15 protein-coding genes and 2 tRNA genes are annotated in these 15,965 nt (G+C 72.6%); 12 read left to right on the forward strand and 5 right to left on the reverse strand.

All coding sequences use genetic code 11. The annotated features are described in order from the left end of the window. The first annotated feature begins 120 nt into the window (after nt 1–120). The 3 genes from ABT160_RS02930 to ABT160_RS02940 all read left to right on the forward strand — a co-directional run bounded on the left by ABT160_RS02930 (nt 121) and on the right by ABT160_RS02940 (nt 1,302). Nucleotides 121–465 (forward strand): DUF8844 domain-containing protein, encoded by a 345-nt coding sequence (locus tag ABT160_RS02930; RefSeq protein WP_351642675.1) that lies wholly within the window; start codon nt 121–123, stop codon nt 463–465. Between the two features lie 173 nt (nt 466–638). Further along, the gene (locus tag ABT160_RS02935; RefSeq protein WP_351642677.1) at nt 639–1,238 is read left to right on the forward strand and encodes a bifunctional DNA primase/polymerase; all 600 of its coding nucleotides are present in this window, start codon (nt 639–641) and stop codon (nt 1,236–1,238) included. After that, nucleotides 1,229–1,302: transfer RNA gene (locus tag ABT160_RS02940), tRNA-Lys, on the forward strand. Before ABT160_RS02935 ends, ABT160_RS02940 begins: the two co-directional genes overlap by 10 nt. 65 nt (nt 1,303–1,367) lie before the next feature. On the opposite strand, the gene ABT160_RS02945 is transcribed toward ABT160_RS02940, so the two are convergent. Then, nucleotides 1,368–2,609: a M6 family metalloprotease domain-containing protein gene (locus ABT160_RS02945; protein ID WP_351643046.1), complete on the reverse strand. Its 1,242-nt coding sequence runs from the start codon at nt 2,607–2,609 to the stop codon at nt 1,368–1,370. Nucleotides 2,610–2,953: 344 nt separating this feature from the next. Here ABT160_RS02945 and ABT160_RS02950 point away from each other — a divergent pair, with 344 nt between their 5' ends. Further along, a complete protein-coding gene (locus tag ABT160_RS02950; protein WP_351642680.1) occupies nt 2,954–4,792 on the forward strand; it encodes a putative bifunctional diguanylate cyclase/phosphodiesterase in 1,839 nt (612 codons plus the stop codon). Between the two features lie 79 nt (nt 4,793–4,871). Here the strand turns inward: ABT160_RS02950 and ABT160_RS02955 are convergent, their stop codons facing one another. The 3 genes from ABT160_RS02955 to ABT160_RS02965 all read right to left on the reverse strand — a co-directional run bounded on the left by ABT160_RS02955 (nt 4,872) and on the right by ABT160_RS02965 (nt 8,715). Beyond that, nucleotides 4,872–6,557, reverse strand: coding sequence for a glycosyl hydrolase family 18 protein (locus tag ABT160_RS02955; protein ID WP_351642682.1), 1,686 nt, complete (start codon nt 6,555–6,557; stop codon nt 4,872–4,874). Between the two features lie 233 nt (nt 6,558–6,790). Beyond that, a complete protein-coding gene (locus ABT160_RS02960; RefSeq protein WP_351642685.1) occupies nt 6,791–7,873 on the reverse strand; it encodes an LLM class flavin-dependent oxidoreductase in 1,083 nt (360 codons plus the stop codon). A gap of 173 nt (nt 7,874–8,046) precedes the next feature. Then, a complete protein-coding gene (locus tag ABT160_RS02965) occupies nt 8,047–8,715 on the reverse strand; it encodes a maleate cis-trans isomerase family protein (protein ID WP_351642686.1) in 669 nt (222 codons plus the stop codon). A 138-nt stretch (nt 8,716–8,853) separates the two neighbouring features. Between ABT160_RS02965 and ABT160_RS02970 the strand changes: the two genes are divergently transcribed. The 8 genes from ABT160_RS02970 to ABT160_RS03005 all read left to right on the forward strand — a co-directional run bounded on the left by ABT160_RS02970 (nt 8,854) and on the right by ABT160_RS03005 (nt 15,333). Further along, a complete protein-coding gene (locus tag ABT160_RS02970; protein WP_351642688.1) occupies nt 8,854–9,828 on the forward strand; it encodes a D-2-hydroxyacid dehydrogenase in 975 nt (324 codons plus the stop codon). Continuing rightward, nucleotides 9,821–11,218 (forward strand): amidase, encoded by a 1,398-nt coding sequence (locus ABT160_RS02975; RefSeq protein WP_351642691.1) that lies wholly within the window; start codon nt 9,821–9,823, stop codon nt 11,216–11,218. The genes ABT160_RS02970 and ABT160_RS02975 overlap by 8 nt, the downstream gene beginning before the upstream one ends. Before the next feature lie 63 nt (nt 11,219–11,281). Further along, entirely contained in the window at nt 11,282–12,157 is an 876-nt protein-coding gene (ehuB, locus tag ABT160_RS02980; protein ID WP_351642694.1) for an ectoine/hydroxyectoine ABC transporter substrate-binding protein EhuB, read from the forward strand. Further along, nucleotides 12,154–12,813, forward strand: coding sequence for an ectoine/hydroxyectoine ABC transporter permease subunit EhuC (gene ehuC / locus ABT160_RS02985; protein ID WP_351642695.1), 660 nt, complete (start codon nt 12,154–12,156; stop codon nt 12,811–12,813). The genes ehuB and ehuC overlap by 4 nt, the downstream gene beginning before the upstream one ends. Then, the gene (ehuD, locus tag ABT160_RS02990; protein WP_351642698.1) at nt 12,810–13,460 is read left to right on the forward strand and encodes an ectoine/hydroxyectoine ABC transporter permease subunit EhuD; all 651 of its coding nucleotides are present in this window, start codon (nt 12,810–12,812) and stop codon (nt 13,458–13,460) included. Before ehuC ends, ehuD begins: the two co-directional genes overlap by 4 nt. A 64-nt stretch (nt 13,461–13,524) precedes the next feature. Continuing rightward, entirely contained in the window at nt 13,525–14,253 is a 729-nt protein-coding gene (locus ABT160_RS02995; RefSeq protein WP_351643049.1) for an amino acid ABC transporter ATP-binding protein, read from the forward strand. A gap of 176 nt (nt 14,254–14,429) precedes the next feature. Next, complete coding sequence (locus ABT160_RS03000) at nt 14,430–15,188, forward strand: IclR family transcriptional regulator (RefSeq protein WP_351642701.1); 759 nt, start codon at nt 14,430–14,432, stop codon at nt 15,186–15,188. A 71-nt stretch (nt 15,189–15,259) separates the two neighbouring features. Then, nucleotides 15,260–15,333, forward strand: a tRNA-Lys gene (locus tag ABT160_RS03005). 55 nt (nt 15,334–15,388) lie between these two features. Here the strand turns inward: ABT160_RS03005 and ABT160_RS03010 are convergent. Next, nucleotides 15,389–15,844, reverse strand: coding sequence for a phospholipase (locus ABT160_RS03010; RefSeq protein ID WP_351642704.1), 456 nt, complete (start codon nt 15,842–15,844; stop codon nt 15,389–15,391). Nucleotides 15,845–15,965: the final 121 nt, after the last annotated feature.

Below are 15,965 nucleotides of genomic sequence, written 5' to 3' on the forward strand. Positions count from 1 at the left end.
CTCACCGAACACCGGGTGCGCTGGGGGCCCTGAATCGAGGCCCTCTTGTCAGGGGCGGGAGAATGGATGGCGGCCCGGAGGAGTGTCCGGGCCGTCCGTGTGCGAGGAGGAGCGACCGACATGGCGGAAACCGACAGGAACGAGCAGCGGCGGATCAAGCCCGCGCAGCTGCTCTTCGAGCCCGCCGGGGCCACCGCCGACCCCGAGCACTTCTTCGACCTGGAGTCCATCGAGGACCCCCGCGAGCTGCTGGGCCGGGCCACCGAGCTGACCGTGGCCTTCCGCGCGGCCACCGACCGGGCGGTGGAGTTCCAGGCGGTCGCGGCGGCGCAGCTGGCCGACCCGCGCCGGTTCGACCGGCTGACGCCCGCGGACATCGCGGAGCGGGCCGAGTGGACCGAGGACTACGCCGTGAAGATGATCGAGTTCGGCCGCGACCTGCTGCGCGGCACCGTCGAGGACTGAGGGACACGGAGCCCGGGCGCGGAAAGGATCCGGCCACCGCGACGCTCCCCGGCACCCCTCCGCGGCACCCCCCTGGCATATGCGGGGCGCACCATACTCCCCGGTCCCCCGTCCCGTCCCGGTTTCCGGCAAGCCGCGCGAGGCGCCCCCGGGCGCCCGGTAGACGTGGCTCCATGAGTTCCTGGCTGCGCGACCCCTCCCCCCTGAGCGGCGACCCGGGCGACACCGCCCGGGTGACCGCGTCCGGTGTCGACTGGCTGGCGTCCGCCTCGGCGTACCCGCGCTCCACCCGCGCCCTGTGGGAGTCCCGTCCCACCGCCCCCGCGGTCCTGCCCTGCGGCACGGCCTTCGACGTCGTGAACGTCCCCGCGGTCTTCGGCCGCCGCATGCTGGACCGCCTCTGGGCGGAGGGCCCGGGCTCCGGCCCGGTGGCCCTGCACCGCGGCCGCATGCTGCTGTTCACGCCCCCGGGCACCGCCCACCGGCTGCCGTCCCTGCTCGACTGGGAGGAGTGGGGCGACAGCGTGCCCCCGCTGCTCTGCCACGGCACCGGCGACGCGGTGACCGTGCCCCCGCTGGCGCCGGGCGGGGCGGGCGGCCCGCGCTGGGTGGTGGCGCCGGACACCCGGCACCCCTGGCTGCCGGGTCCCGAGGTGATCCTGTGGGCCTGTGTGCGGGCGGCGCGCACGGCCTCGGCGGCGGCCGTGCGGATATCGATTTTTCCTCCCGCCGATCAGGGTGCTAATGTCTACGACGTCAGCAGGCGCCGCTAGCTCAGTTGGTTAGAGCAGCTGACTCTTAATCAGCGGGTCCGGGGTTCGAGTCCCTGGCGGCGCACAGACGGTCGAAGGCCCCTCGCGGAAGCGAGGGGCCTTCTTCGTGCGTACCGCGAGCGGGTCCGCTCAGGTCCCGGTGGTGATCTTCACCGTGAACGCCCCCGTCCGGGAGCGGTCCGCCACCTCCACCCGTACGTGCTCCCCCGGCACCGTGTAGGTCTCCCCCACGCCCAGCGGCGCGTCCGCGAGCGGCGGGTACACCGACTGGTCCCAGCACGCGGCGGTGCGCGGGTGGGTGTCCAGGACCTCGATGGGCCCGGAGCCGGAGGCCGTCTCGTTGCGGACCCGGTAGATCAGCACGCCCTCGGTGCAGGCGTCCCGGTCGTTCCCGGTGGAGCCGCGCGCCTCGATGGCCAGGGCACTGCCCTCCCCGGTGCGCACGACCGCCAGCCGGGTGCCGACCGAGCCGCCGGGCGCCGGCAGGGCGGCCAGCGGCTCCAGGGTGACCAGGGTGGCGCCGTCCCGGCCCACGCAGCGCACCGCGCGCCGGTCCAGCCAGCCGAGCTTCCACTTGTGCCAGCCGAAGAGGTCGGGGGCCAGGCCGAACTGGCTGCCCATGACGTCCCAGTCACCCACATGGGTGTCCCAGTCGCCCTTGCCGTCGGTCGGCCGGTTGTAGAGGTCGGGCAGGTCGAAGACGTGTCCGGTCTCGTGGGCCAGGACGTTGCGGTCCGGCGGATGGCGCTCGAAGACGGTCACGATGCGCCGCAGGTCCGTACCGTCCACGCGCATCGGGTGGTCGAAGTTGACCACCTTGGTGGCGTCGGAGTCGACGCCGGGCGCGTCCGGGTCGGCGACGAAGTAGACGACGTCGTACTTGGAGAAGTCGACCCGGGGGTCGGCCGCCGCCACCGCGTCCTTGAGGTACGCGGTCCGCTTCGCGGCGTCCCAGTCACGCCTTATCTCGTACGACTCCGAGGAGTGCGGCATCTCCACCCAGTCGTACAGCGGGTGGGCGCGCAGGTCGAAGGTGCCGTAGGAGGCGCGCCGGAAGTAGTCGCCGGTCTCCGGGAAGTAGTCCCCGGCCAGCTCCTCCGGCCCGGCCAGCGGCACCGAGTCGGGGAAGGACAGGAAGACCATGACGGCGTTGAGGGTGCGGGTGGGCCGGGGGTAGGAGCCGTTCCAGCTGTCGAGCCCCAGCGAGTGGTGGGCCGCGGTGCGCGGCAGGGCGCACGGGCCGGCCGAGGGACCGGCCACGGCGGGACCCGCGACCAGGCCGGTGGCGGCCAGTGCGAAGAGCGAGGTGAGTCCTGCGACGGCACGCAGGCGCCTCCTTTCCACTCCGTCGGGTGTCAGCTGACCCTCCACGTCGACCTCCGGCTGCGGACTTCGGGACACCTCACCCACCCTGTGGCGTTTTGCTCGGTTACGCACTGTTTCGCTGCCCTAGTCGAGTGAGGAGTCAACTCGACGGGTGACACGGAGGGCTCACGGAAAGTCACAAACGATCAGCCGGAGCCGCACCCGTGCCAGGTCTGCGCAGAAACGATCGGCCTCGGACGGAGGAGGGGATTCCGCAAGGCGTCGACCACACGCCTGGGGGACGAAGGAGCTGGAACGGCCGCCGGGGCAGCCTCTATGATCGGCACACTTTCGTCAGACCGACCCGTCCCGACCCCTGTTACGAGACCACAGCCCTCCGGGAGCCAGCGGTGAGCGGAACCTCCGAAGGACCGGGCCCAGCGGCTCTCCCCGCGCCCGGCGCCGGCCGTCCTCCGGTCACGGAACGTCATGACGACCACCCCGCCGAACGGCTGACCGTCGGCCGCACCGCGGCCGAGCTGCGCGACTACCGCGCCGCGTTCAACGCCGCGCACCTCGCCATGGCCGTGGTCGACCACGAGGGCCGGGTGGTCGCCGCCAACGAGGCGCTCGCCACCCTGCTCGGCGCCGAGACCGGCGAACTGCACGAGCGGGCCGCCGCCGACCTGGTCGACCTGGCCTCCGACGGCCGCACCTGGCACGCGTACCGCGAGGTGCTGCGCGGGCGGCGCTCCCGCTTCCGCTGCACCCGCCGCCTCAAGCACCCCGACGGGCGCTCGATGTGGGCCGAGGTGACGGTGTCCCCGGTGCCCGACAGCACGGGCGTGCTGCTGTCCATCGCCGACATCAGCGACCGGCGCGAGCTCCAGGCCCGGCTGCGCCACCTGCAGATGCACGACCCGGTGACCCGGCTGCCCAACCGCACCCTGTTCTTCGAGCGGCTCTCGCAGGCGCTGGAGAACTCGTCGTACGGGCATGGCGGAACAGGGCGGATCGGCCTGTGCTACCTGGACCTGGACGGCTTCAAGGCCGTCAACGACACCCTGGGGCACCGCGTCGGCGACCGGCTGCTCGCCGCCGTCGCCGCCCGGCTCACCGAGTGCGCGGCCGTCGACGGCTACACCCGCAGCGGCGGCCACCTGGTGGCCCGTCTCGGCGGCGACGAGTTCGCGATCCTGGTCGAGGACTCCACCGGGACGGAGCAGCTGTCCGACCTGGCGCGCTCGCTGCTCACCGCGGTGCAGCAGCCCTTCGACCTGGCCGGGCAGCGCCTGTCGGTGTCGGCGTCCATCGGGGTGGTGGAGCGGGGCGCGGCCGGGACGACGGCGACCGGTCTGATGCAGGCCGCGGACACCACGCTGTACTGGGCCAAGGCCGACGGCAAGGCCCGCTGGACGCTCTTCGACCCCGAGCGCAACGCGCACCGGATGACCCGTCAGGCGCTCTCCTCGACCCTGCGGCCCGCCGTGGAGCGGGGCGAGTTCGCGCTGGAGTACCAGCCGCTGGTCGAGCTGGGCACCGGGGTGGTGCGGGGGGTGGAGGCGCTGGTGCGCTGGAACCACCCGCAGTTCGGGCTGCTCTCGCCGAATCGGTTCGTCGGGATCGCCGAGGAGGACGGCTCGATCGTGCAGCTCGGGCGGTGGGTGCTGCGCACCGCGTGCCGCCAGGCGCGGCAGTGGCAGCAGGACCACCCCCGGCAGCGGCCGCTGTTCGTGAGCGTCAACGTGGCCGTGCGCCAGGTGTGGGACTCCGACCTGGTGGCGGACGTGGCGGGGATCCTGGCCGAGACGGGCCTGGAGCCGCACCTGCTGCAGCTGGAGCTGACCGAGTCGGCGGTGATGGGATCGGCCGGGCGGCCGCTGCAGGCGCTCCAGGCGCTGAGCGACATGGGCGTGCAGATCGCCATCGACGACTTCGGCACGGGCTACTCGAACCTGGCCTACCTCAGCCGGCTGCCGGTGTCGGTGCTGAAGCTGGACGGCTCGTTCGTCCGGGGCTTCCAGGACGAGTCGCACGCCAACCCGGCCGACGAGCTGATCGTCGAGGCGCTGGTGCAGCTGGCCCACCGGCTGGGCCTGACGGTGACGGCGGAGTGCGTGGAGACCTCGGGGCAGGCGGCCCGGCTGCGCCGGATCGGCTGCGACACCGGGCAGGGCTGGCTCTACTCGCGGGCGGTGCCGCCGGACAAGATCGCGCTGCTGATCGGGTCGAAGCCGCTGCCTGTGTGACGGCGGAGGGCCCCGCGGGGAGCAGGTGCTCCCCGCGGGGCCCTCCGGCCCGTCAGCGGGTCGGGTGCGGCGGGTCGGGTCAGCAGGCGCCGAGGTCCTGCCAGACGCCCCACTCGCCGGTGGTGCCGGGCTCCTCGCCCTTCGTCCACCACTTGGCCTTCCAGGTGTGGCCCTTGTAGGAGACCTGGGTGCTGCCCGTGTACTCCTTCGCCCGGTCCCAGGCGGCCGCGGTGCAGGTGCCGGCCGGCGGGGTCGTGGGCGGGGTGGTCGGGGGCGTCGTCGGCGGGGTGGTGGGCGGCGTCGACGGGTCGGTCGGGTTCGTCGGGGAGGAACCGACCGCGGCCACGATGTCGTTGAGCAGCGTGGTCTTGTCGTCCAGGCCGAGCAGCGAGTACATCATCGCGCCGGCCAGGCCGCGCTGGTGGGCGTAGTCGGCGCGGGCCTGGATGGCGCGCTTGTCCAGGCCGGTGAAGAACTCGCCGTCCTTGTAGAAGTACGCGGCCTTGGCCTGGTCGTCCCAGAAGGTGGTGGCCGGGTTGTCGACGATGCCGCCGAGCTCCTTGTAGTGCGCGATGCCGGGCTGGATGCTGACCGGGCGCTGCGCGGAGGGGCCGGTGGCGGTCTGGGCGAGGCCGTTGGTGGTGCCGGCGGGGACGCCCTTCCAGCCGCGGTAGTAGAACTCGTAGCCCAGGGTCAGCTTGTTGGCGGGGAAGCCGCCCGCGATGCCGTAGGCGGGCTTGCCGTCGATCCAGGAGTCGATGGCGTTGTCGACCGAGTACTTCTCCGTGCCCGGCTTGATCGGGTCGGTCGGGTCGTTGGCGCCCGAGTAGAGCGGCGACTGGTGGTACGTCGGCCCGTCGCCGTCCCAGGCGCCGTGCATGTCGTACGTCATGATGTTGGCGTAGTCGAGGTACTGACCGATCTTGTCGGTCTCGATGTTCTTGATCTTGTCCTGGCCGGCCGGGAGCGCCGCCGTGAGCAGGTACTTCTTGCCGCCGTGCGAGGCGCCGTACTCGTCGAGCTGCTTGCGGAACTCGGCGAGCAGCAGCGTGAAGTTCTGCTTGTCCTCGGGGGCGTAGTGGTTGCCCAGGTGGCCGTCGGGCGAGCCCGGGTACTCCCAGTCGATGTCGATGCCGTCGAAGATCCCGGCCGCGCTGCCCGGGCCGCCGAAGCCGCCGTCGACCGGCAGGTCGCCCTGGATGTACTGCTTGACGCAGGAGGAGACCAGCTTCTTGCGGCTGGCGTCGGTCTTGGCCGCGTCGGAGAAGTACTTGGAGTACGTCCAGCCGCCCAGCGAGATGTTGATCTTCAGCTTGGGGTACTTCGCCTTGAGCTGCTTGAACTGGTTGAAGACGCCCATGATCGGCTGGTCCCACTTGTCGGCGACGCCGCTGACGCTGGTGTCGGCCGAGAAGGACTTCTGGTAGTCGGCGAAGGAGTCGCCCGCGCCGTCACCCGCGTTGGGGTTGTTGTCGTCGCCCGCCGCCTTGTTGGCCATGAAACAGGTCAGGTCGGTCGGGTGGATGTTGCCGAACGAGTAGTTGATGACGTCGAGTTTGCCCGCGATGCCCCGGGTGTCCAGGTGCTTGGGGTAGAAGGCGTTGCCGTACACGCTCCACTGGTCGTAGTACGCGATCTTCACGCCGCCCGTGGAGGGCGCGGGGTCGGCCGCCTGGGCGGTGCCGAGACCGGCGAAGGTGGCGAGTACGCCGGCGGCGAGCGCCGTGGTGGCGAGCGCGGCTATGAGAGGTCTGCGGGGGTGCACGGGCGGCCTCCGGAGGGGGTGCGCGGTACAGGAGTTGGAGCAGTGATAGCCGCGCGGTGAACGGCGCGTCAATGGTCTGAACCAAATTGAGGACTAGACCAATTGGGCCGTGAAAGCCCTTGTCAGACCGTTGTCCGGACATGCGGAACCGCCCGCCACCCTTGGTGACGAGCGGTTTAGGGCGCTCTAGTGGACGATCGGCGTCCGTCGATGTGGTCTGGACCACTCCCCGATTACTCGGGCAGCCCGTACGCGTCCGCGACCAGCTCGTAGGAGCGCAGCCGGGCCTTCGGACCGTGTGCGTTCGCCGTCAGCATCAACTCGTCGGCCCCCGTGCGCTTCTGGAGCGCGTCCAGGCCCTCGCGCACCGCGTCCGGCGTCCCGTACACGATGTTGGCCAGCCAGGAGTCGGCGAACTCCCGCTCCAGCGGGCTGAACGCGTACGCCTCCGCCTCCTCGGGCGTGGGCACCAGGCCCGGGCGGCCGGTGCGCAGCCGGAGCATCGACAGGGCCCCGGTCATCACCTGGCGCCTGGCCTCCTTCTCGTCCTCGGCGGCGAAGGTGTTGACGCCGATCAGGGCGTACGGGGCGTCCAGCACGGCCGACGGGCGGAAGGAGCTGCGGTACAGGTCCAGGGCCGGGATCGTGTTCTGCGCCGAGAAGTGGTGGGCGAACGCGAACGGCAGGCCCAGGGACCCGGCAAGGCGGGCGCTGAAGCCGGAGGAGCCCAGCAGCCAGACCGGCGGGCGGTGCGGCGACTGCACGCCGCCCGGGGCGGTGGCCTGCACCGGGCCCGGCACCGCGTGGATGCGCGCGTACGGGTGGCCGCCGGGGAAGTCGTCGTCCAGGAACCGGATCAGCTCGGCCAGCTGCTGCGGGAAGTCGTCGGCCCCCTCGTTGAGCCGCTCGGTGCGGCGCAGGGCCGCCGCCGTGGCGCCGTCGGTGCCGGGCGCGCGCCCGAGGCCCAGGTCCACCCGGCCCGGGGCGAGGGCCTCCAGGGTGCCGAACTGCTCGGCGATGACCAGGGGCGCGTGGTTGGGCAGCATCACGCCGCCGGAGCCGAGCCGGATGCGCTCGGTGTGGGCGGCGAGGTGGGCCAGGATCACGGCCGGGGAGGAGGAGGCGACGCCCGGCATGGAGTGGTGCTCGGCGACCCAGTGCCGGTGGAAGCCGCGCCGCTCGGCCAGCCTGGCGATCTCCACGCTGGTGGCGAGCGCCTCGGTCGCGGTGTGGCCGCTGCCGACCGTCACCAGGTCCAGTACGGACAGCGGTACAGGGGCGGAGCCGCGCGTCTCGCCTCGAATCTCGTCGCTCACCGGGTCGGAACCTTCCTGTCCTGCCTGCGTCGGGGTACTCAGGACGAGAACAGGAGGGTGTCTCCGGTTATTCCCGTACGGGTCCGGGCGCCCGATCGCGTACGGCTCCGGGGTGGCTGTTCCCGTACGGCTCCGGGGGCGCCTGACCCGTACGGCTCCCGGGAGCGGCGCCCCTACTCCCGCTTCGCGAACAGCGTGCCCAGCTCCTCGCCGTGCGCCCGGCGCTCCGCGAGCCGCAGCCCCTCCCAGACCGTGGCCTGGCTCGCGGTCAGCACCGGCTTGCCCAGCTCGCGCTCCAGCGCCTCCAGGTGGGCGGCCGTGGCCAGGGCGGTGTCCGGGATCAGCACGCACTCGGCCGCCGGGTGGTCCGCCCGGACCGCGAGCTCCAGGACCCGGTCGCCGCCCCCGACCCCGGCGGTGACCAGCCCGGCGCGCCCGGCCAGGACCTCGACCCCGGCGGCCCCGAGGAAGGCGGCGAACTGCGCGGTGACGTCCGCCGGGTACGTCGAGGCCACCGCGACCCGGGCTGCGCCCAGCTCCCGCAGGGCGTGGACGAAGGCGAACGCGGTGCTGGAGGAGGGCAGCCCGGCGGCCAGGGCCAGCGCCCGCACCTGCTCGTGGGCACCCTCCCAGCCCCGCGCGAAGCTGCCGCTCGCGGAGGCCCAGAGCACCGACTCGGCGCCCACCAGGCGCAGTCGCTCGACCTTGCCGGCCAGCTCCTCGCGGGCGCCGAGCGCGTCGGCGCGCACCACCGGCAGCCGGACGCCGTCCAGCAGGGTGCCGATGCGGGCGTAGTCGTCCTCGGCGGCGTGCCCGGGGCAGAGCAGTCCCACGGTGGTCATTCCCGTCCTCCCTCTCGTCGCTGGGAACGCGGTCCGTTGCGCCTGCCCGTTCGGCGGCGGGGTAGTCATCGGACAGGTCAGCCGGGTGCCCGCGCCCCTTTGACGGACGGCGCCGGGGCTGCCACCGTGGGCGGCGCCATGGCCGAAGACACCCGCCCCGCCCGCTCCCTCCCCGTGCTCCTGGTGCTGGACGGCGACCCGCCGCCGCGCCTGGGCCGGCTGACCGGGCGCGTGCGCGTCCGGCACACCGACGCGTCCGGCCTCGCCGCCGAACTCCCGGGCGCCGACGTCCTGCTGGTCTGGGACTTCACCTCGGACGCGGTGCGCGAGGCCTGGCCGGGACCGGGCCGCAGGCCGCGCTGGGTGCACGCCGCGAGCGCCGGGGTGGACCGGCTGCTCTGCCCGGAGCTGGTCGCCTCGGACACCGTGCTCACCAACGCCCGGGGCGTCTTCGACGAGCCGATCGCGGAGTACGTGACCGGTCTGGTCTTCGCGCTGGCCAAGGACCTGCCGCGGACCCTGGAGCTGCAGCGCGGGCACGTCTGGCGGCACCGGGAGACCACCCGGGTGGCCGGCACCCGGGCCGCGGTGGTCGGCGCGGGACCGATCGGCCGGGCGGTCGCGCGCTCGCTGCGGGCGGTCGGGGTGACCTGCGCGGTGGTCGGGCGCACGGCCCGCGCCGGGGTGCACGGCGCCGAGGACCTGCCGCGGCTGCTCACCCGGGCCGACTGGGTGGTGTGCGCGGCGCCGCTGACGGAGGCGACGCGGGGCATGTTCGACGCCCGGCTCTTCGGCCTGATGCAGCCCTCGGCGCACTTCGTGAACGTGGGGCGCGGACAGCTGGTGGACGAGGGCGCGCTGGTGGAGGCCGTGTCGCGGCGGTGGATCGCGGGGGCGGCGCTCGACGTGTTCCAGGAGGAGCCGCTGGGTGCGGACAGCCCGCTGTGGGACGTGCCGGGGCTGCTGGTGTCGCCGCACATGAGCGGGGACACGGTGGGCTGGCGGGACCGGCTGGGCGCGCAGTTCGTGGAGTTGTACGAACTCTGGGCGGCAGGCGGGACGTTGGCGAACGTGGTCGACAAGAAACGTGGGTACGTCCCCATGCATGACTGAACTCACCGCTCTGACGGCACGTCAACTCCTGGCCGGTTACCGGTCGCTGGCCTTCTCCCCGGTCGACGCCACCCGCGCCGTCCTGGACCTGGCCGAGCGCGCGCAGCCGCGCGTCAACGCGTTCGTGCGGCTGGACGCGGCGGGCGCGCTCGCCGCGGCCGAGCGGTCCGCCGCGCGCTGGCGGGCGGGTGAGCCCGAGGGGCTGCTGGACGGCGTGCCGGTGTCGGTGAAGGACATCCTGCTCCAGGCGGGCGCGCCCAACCTCAAGGGGTCGCGGACGGTGCGGCCGGAGGGGCCCTGGACGGAGGACTCCCCGGTGGTGGCCGGGCTGCGCCGGCACGGCGCGGTCCTCTTCGGGCGCACCACCACGCCGGAGTTCGGCTGGAAGGGCGTCACGGACTCGCCGCTGACCGGCGTCACCCGCAACCCGTACGACACCGCGCGCACCCCGGGCGGCTCAAGCGGCGGCAGCGCGGCGGCCCTCGCGCTGGGCGCCGGGCCGCTGTCGGTGGGCACCGACGGCGGCGGCTCGGTGCGCATACCGGCGTCCTTCTGCGGGGTGTTCGGCCTCAAGCCCACCTACGGGCGGGTGCCGGTCTACCCGGGCAGCACCTACGGCACCCTCTCCCACGTCGGCCCGATGGCCCGGGACGCGGCCGACGCGGCGCTGCTGCTGGACGCGGTCAGCGGCGAGGACTGGCGGGAGTGGGCCGGGGTGCCCTCGCGGCCGGTGTCGGGCCTGCTCGGCGAGGGCGTGAAGGGGCTGCGGGTGGCGTACTCGGCGTCCTTGGGCGGGCAGGTGGCGGTGCGGCCCGACGTGGCGTCGGCGGTGCGGGGGGCGGTGGGGCGGCTGGCCGGACTCGGCGCGTACATCGAGGAGTCGGACCCGGACATCGCCGACCCGGTGGACGTCTTCCACACCCTGTGGTTCAGCGGGGTGGCCCGGCTGGTGCAGCGACTGGGCCGGGAGCAGCGGGAGTTGCTCGACCCGGGGGCGCGCGAGGTGGCCGCGGCCGGCGCCCGCCACAGCGCGCTGGACTACCTGGCGGCGATGGACGCGCGGATGGAGCTGGGGCAGCGCATGGGCCGCTTCCACACCTCGTACGACCTGCTGGTCACCCCGACCCTGCCGGTCACCGCCTTCGAGGCGGGGGCGGAGGTGCCGCGCGGGTCCGGGCTCCGCCGCTGGACGGGCTGGACCCCGTTCACGTACCCCTTCAACCTCACCCAGCAGCCCGCCGCGACGGTGCCGTGCGGGGTGGACCGGGACGGGCTGCCGGTCGGGGTGCAGATCGTGGCCGCGCGCCACCGCGACGACCTGGTGCTCCGGGCCGCGCACGCGCTGTACGAGTCGGGCGCGGCGGCGGTGCCGGCTCCCCCGGCGCCGTAACGGGCCGGTTTCTTTCGAAAATCCGCACGCATACCCCGACGGGGTCCGGGTAGCTGCGCGCCCATGGCCGGAACCCAGCGCATCAGACCCTTCGGCGCCCCGCGCCGCCGGGCGCTCCTGCTCACCGCGGCAGGGGCGTTCGGCGCGGCGGCGTGCAGCCGAGTCGCCTCCGGAAACGCCCTGGACCGGCTCAGATCCCAGCGCACCGTGCGTCTGGGCATCGCGGGCGAGGTCCCGTACGGATACGTGGACGAGCAGGGCGAGTTCACCGGCGAGGCGCCCGAACTGGCCAAAATCATCTTCAAGCGGCTCGGCATCGAGCACGTCCAGCCGGTGGCCACCGACTTCGCCTCGCTGATACCCGGCCTCAACTCCCAGCAGTTCGACGTGGTGTCCGCCGGGATGTACATCAACAAGGAACGCTGCGAGCAGGTGGTCTTCGCCGATCCCGAGTACCAGATGCTCGACGCCTTCATCGTGCGCAAGGGCAATCCGAAGGACCTGCGCTCCTACGAGGACGTGGTGAAGGCCGGGGCGAGGCTGGCGACCGGCGCGGGCTACGCGGAGATCGGCTACGCGGTGGCCGCCGGGTACCCGGAGAAGGACATCGTGATCCTCCAGGACCAGGTCGCCGGGCTCAACGCCGTGGAGTCCGGCCGGGTCGACGTCTTCGCCGGGACCGCGCTGACCACCCGCGAGGTGGTGAAGAAGAGCTCCAGGGCCGAGTCCACCGAGCCGTTCGCGGCCGTGGTCGACGGCGAGAAGCAGATCGACGGCGGCGGCTTCGCCTTCCGCCCCACCGACACCGCGCTGCGCGACGCCTTCAACACCGAGCTGCACACGATGAAGAAGAGCGGCGAACTCCTGCGCGTGCTGCGCCGGTTCGGCTTCACCGAGCGGGAGATGACCACCCTGACCGCCGAGGAGCTGTGCCGATGACCGCCGGACTCTGGCAGAACTGGGTGCTGCCCGGCATCTGGACCACCCTCCAGCTCCTCCTCTTCAGCGCCGCCCTCGCCACGGCCGTCGCCTTCACGGTCGGCACCGCCCGCACCCACCGCTCGCGCGCCGTGCGCCTCCTCGCGGCCGTGTACACCGAGGTGTTCCGGGGCGTGTCCGCGCTGGTGCTGATGTTCTGGCTGTTCTTCGTGCTGCCGCCGCTGCTGGGCTGGCAGATGGTGCCGATGTGGGCCGCCGTGCTGGCGCTCGGCCTGTCCTACGGGGCGTACGGCGCCGAGATCGTCCGGGGCGCCCTGAACGCCGTACCGGCCGCGCAGCGCGAGGCGGGGATCGCCCTCAGCCTCTCCCCCTGGCAGCGGCTGCGGCTGGTGCTGCTCCCGCAGGCCGTGCCCGAGATGCTGCCGCCCTTCTCCAACCTGCTGGTCGAGCTGCTCAAGGGCACCGCCCTGGTCTCGCTGCTCGGCGTCGGCGACGTCTCCTTCGCGGCCTACCTGGTGCGGCTCGCGACCCAGGAGAGCGCGCGGATCTACACGGTGACGCTGGTGGTCTACTTCGTGATCGCCTTCGTGCTCACCCGCTCCATGAGGGCCCTGGAACGCCGGGCCAAGGCGAACGTCGGGACGGTGGCGGAGTGAACTGGGACTGGTCCGCGGCGGCGGACTTCATGCCGCGCTTCCTCGACGGCGCCCTGGTCACGCTCCAGGTCCTCGTCATCGGCTCGCTGATCGCCTTCACGCTGGGCCTGGTGTGGGCCCTGGGGCTGCGCTCGGGCAGCCGCTTCGTGCGCTGGCCGGTCGGGCTCGTCACCGAGTTCGTCCGCAACACCCCGCTGCTGGTGCAGCTGTTCTTCCTGTTCTTCGTGCTCCCCGAGTGGGGCGTGCGGTTCTCCGCGCTGACCACCGGCGTGCTCGCGATCGGCCTGCACTACTCCACGTACACCGCGCAGGTCTACCGGGCCGGCATCGACGCCGTGCCGCGCGGCCAGTGGGAGGCCGCCACCGCGCTCAGCCTGCCCGTCCACCGCACCTGGACCGCGGTGATCCTGCCGCAGGCGGTCCGCCGGATCACGCCCGCCCTGGGCAACTACGTGATCGCGATGCTCAAGGACACCCCGCTGCTGGCCGCGATCAGCGTGCTGGAGATGCTCCAGCAGTCCCGGCTGGAGAGCGCCGCCACCTTCCAGTACACCGAGCCGCTGACGATCGTCGGCATCGCCTTCGTCCTCATCGCCTGCCCGGCTTCCCTGCTCGTACGAACCCTGGAGCGCCGCCTTGCCCGCTGAGAAGACCGCCGAGACCACCGCCGAGACCACCGCGACCACCGCCGCCACCGCCGACCCGGAGGCCCTGGTCGAGCTGCGGGACGTGACCAAGCGCTTCGGGGACAACACCGTCCTGGACGACCTGTGCATGTCGGTGCGGCCCGGCCGGCACGTCACCCTGATCGGCCCGTCCGGCTCCGGCAAGACCACCATCCTGCGGATGCTGATGACGCTGGAGCGGCCCGACTCGGGCACGATCCGGGTGAACGGCAGCACCCTGTACCCGGCGGGCGAGAAGGAGCGCCGGGAGGCCCGCAGGAAGATCGGCATGGTCTTCCAGCAGTTCAACCTCTTCCCCAACATGAGCGTCCTGCGCAACATCACCGAGGCGCCGGTGCGGGCCCTGGGCCTGGACCGCGACGAGGCCGAGGCGCGCGCCCTGGACCTGCTGGACCTGGTCGGCCTGAAGGACCGCAGGGACGCCAGGCCGAACCAGCTGTCCGGCGGGCAGCAGCAGCGGGTGGCCATCGCCCGGGCGCTCGCGATGCGGCCGAAAGTCCTCTTGCTGGACGAGGTGACCTCCGCCCTCGACCCGGAGCTGGTGGCCGGGGTGCTGGACCTGCTGCGGTCGATCGCGACCAGTACGGACATCACGATGCTGTGCGTGACGCACGAGATGACCTTCGCCCGGGACATCTCCGACGAGGTGCTGATGTTCGATTCCGGCAAGGTCATCGAGTCGGGAGCGCCGGAAAAAATCTTCTCGGATCCGGTGCACGAACGCACGCGCGAGTTCCTCGGGGCGGTCCTCTGACCTGAGATTCTGCGGTACAGGCATGACCTGGGCATATGCCAACCGGGCCCGCCCCCGCCGGGGACGCTTGGGCGGGCCATCAATCTCGCCAACAGCCGCACCGGAAACGGTTCTTGACGGCTATCGTGGTACGGAAGCTTGCGGTCGCTACCTGCTGGATCTGCTAGGGGGAAACCGTGGCGCTGAAGCCCGAGCCCACCGCACCGTTCCACTCGGTGCAATACGCGCTGCGCGTACTCGAAGCCGTCGCACGGCACGGTGGCGGGGTGACCGACGTCCAGATCGGCCGCGAGACGGGACTGCCGACCGGCCACCTGACCTCCCTCCTGCGCATGCTGCGCCGCGAGGGGTACGTCGAGCAGGTGGCCGACGGCGCCTACGTGATCGGCGACTCCACCGTCCTGCTCGGCTCCGGGGTCACCCGCCGCGAGGCCCTGGAGCGCAAGCTCCAGGAGACCCTCACCGAGCTGCGCGACTCGGTCGGCGCCGCCGTCTACATCAGCCGGTACATCGACGGCGAGGTCAAGATCACGCAGTACGCGGACGGGCCGCGCGCCCCGAAGGTCAACGAGTGGGTGGACTTCCGCTCGGCGGCCCACGCCAGCGCGGTCGGCAAGTGCCTGCTCACCCAGCTCGACTCCAACGGGCGCCGCGACCACCTGTCCCGCCACAAGATCGCCCGGCTCACCTCGCGGACGATCACCAACGAGAAGGTCCTCTTCTCCAAGCTGGACAGCCAGCCCCCGACCGTGCCGGTCCTGGACCTCCAGGAGTACGCGGTGGGCACGGTCTGCGCGGCGGTGCCGCTGACCGCGGGCTCCGCCGTGGGCTGCCTGGCCCTGTCGCTCCCCATCGAGCACGCGCACCGGCTGCGCTCGGCGGCGGACACGCTCAACCGCAGGGCCGCCCCGGTGGTGCTCTCGCTGGCGATCTAGGGCCCGGCGGGGCCCTGGGGCAGTGGTCACGAGCACCCCCGGGGACCAGGTAGTATTAACCCTGTCAGCACGCGCCGCTAGCTCAGTTGGTTAGAGCAGCTGACTCTTAATCAGCGGGTCCGGGGTTCGAGTCCCTGGCGGCGCACAGACGGTCGAAGGCCCCCCACTCCGGTGGGGGGCCTTCTTCGTGCCTCCGGGCCTCAGCTGCCGAGGTTCTTCACGGCCTGGTAGTAGGTCCAGGCCGTGCCGTTGCACGAGGCCTTCTTGACCGCGCCGTAGCCGCTGCAGACCCGCTTGAGGTCCTCGTAGAAGGCCGAGTCGATTCTCGCCTTGTTCGCCGGGAAGATCCCGGCGGCCTTGTGGTTGCGGTAGCCGAAGTCGTGCCGGGCGCAGGCGTTCTTGAAGGGGAAGCCGAGCGGGTTGTCCGGGGACTTGGAGCAGTAGTCGGTGGACCAGTCGAAGGCGTACGCGCTCCAGGCGGACGGGTTGGCCCGGGCGGCGGCCCAGGCGTTGTAGCTGGCGGCGCTGGTCTGGGTCCAGCTGCTGAGCACCTGGGGCTTGTCGGCGGGGGCGGCGGCGGCCTGCCCGGCCGTCACCAGTACTGCGGGCACGGCCAGAACGGCGGCGGCCAGCGAGAGGCCTTTCACGCGGCGCATGGGGGGACCCTTCCGTCACAGAGAGCAGCGGGCGCCCGGGAGTTGGGTCCGGGCGCCCACACTGTGCCGTGCCGGGCGGTGGATCCACTCGGGTTTTCCTCGAACTGGTGCCGTCCGTACG

Origin of the sequence: Streptomyces sp. NPDC001941, from assembly GCF_040296945.1 — a bacterium.
Classification (GTDB): domain Bacteria; phylum Actinomycetota; class Actinomycetes; order Streptomycetales; family Streptomycetaceae; genus Streptomyces.

Coding starts and splice junctions, on each gene's coding strand:
- ABT160_RS02965 (WP_351642686.1), bottom strand. CDS start 8,715: ATGACCACCGTGGGACTGCTCTGCCCCGGGCACGCCGCCGAGGACGAC.
- ehuB (WP_351642694.1), top strand. CDS start 11,282: ATGGCCGGAACCCAGCGCATCAGACCCTTCGGCGCCCCGCGCCGCCGG.
- ABT160_RS02930 (WP_351642675.1), top strand. CDS start 121: ATGGCGGAAACCGACAGGAACGAGCAGCGGCGGATCAAGCCCGCGCAG.
- ABT160_RS02935 (WP_351642677.1), top strand. CDS start 639: ATGAGTTCCTGGCTGCGCGACCCCTCCCCCCTGAGCGGCGACCCGGGC.
- ABT160_RS02975 (WP_351642691.1), top strand. CDS start 9,821: ATGACTGAACTCACCGCTCTGACGGCACGTCAACTCCTGGCCGGTTAC.
- ehuC (WP_351642695.1), top strand. CDS start 12,154: ATGACCGCCGGACTCTGGCAGAACTGGGTGCTGCCCGGCATCTGGACC.
- ABT160_RS03010 (WP_351642704.1), bottom strand. CDS start 15,844: ATGCGCCGCGTGAAAGGCCTCTCGCTGGCCGCCGCCGTTCTGGCCGTG.
- ABT160_RS02970 (WP_351642688.1), top strand. CDS start 8,854: ATGGCCGAAGACACCCGCCCCGCCCGCTCCCTCCCCGTGCTCCTGGTG.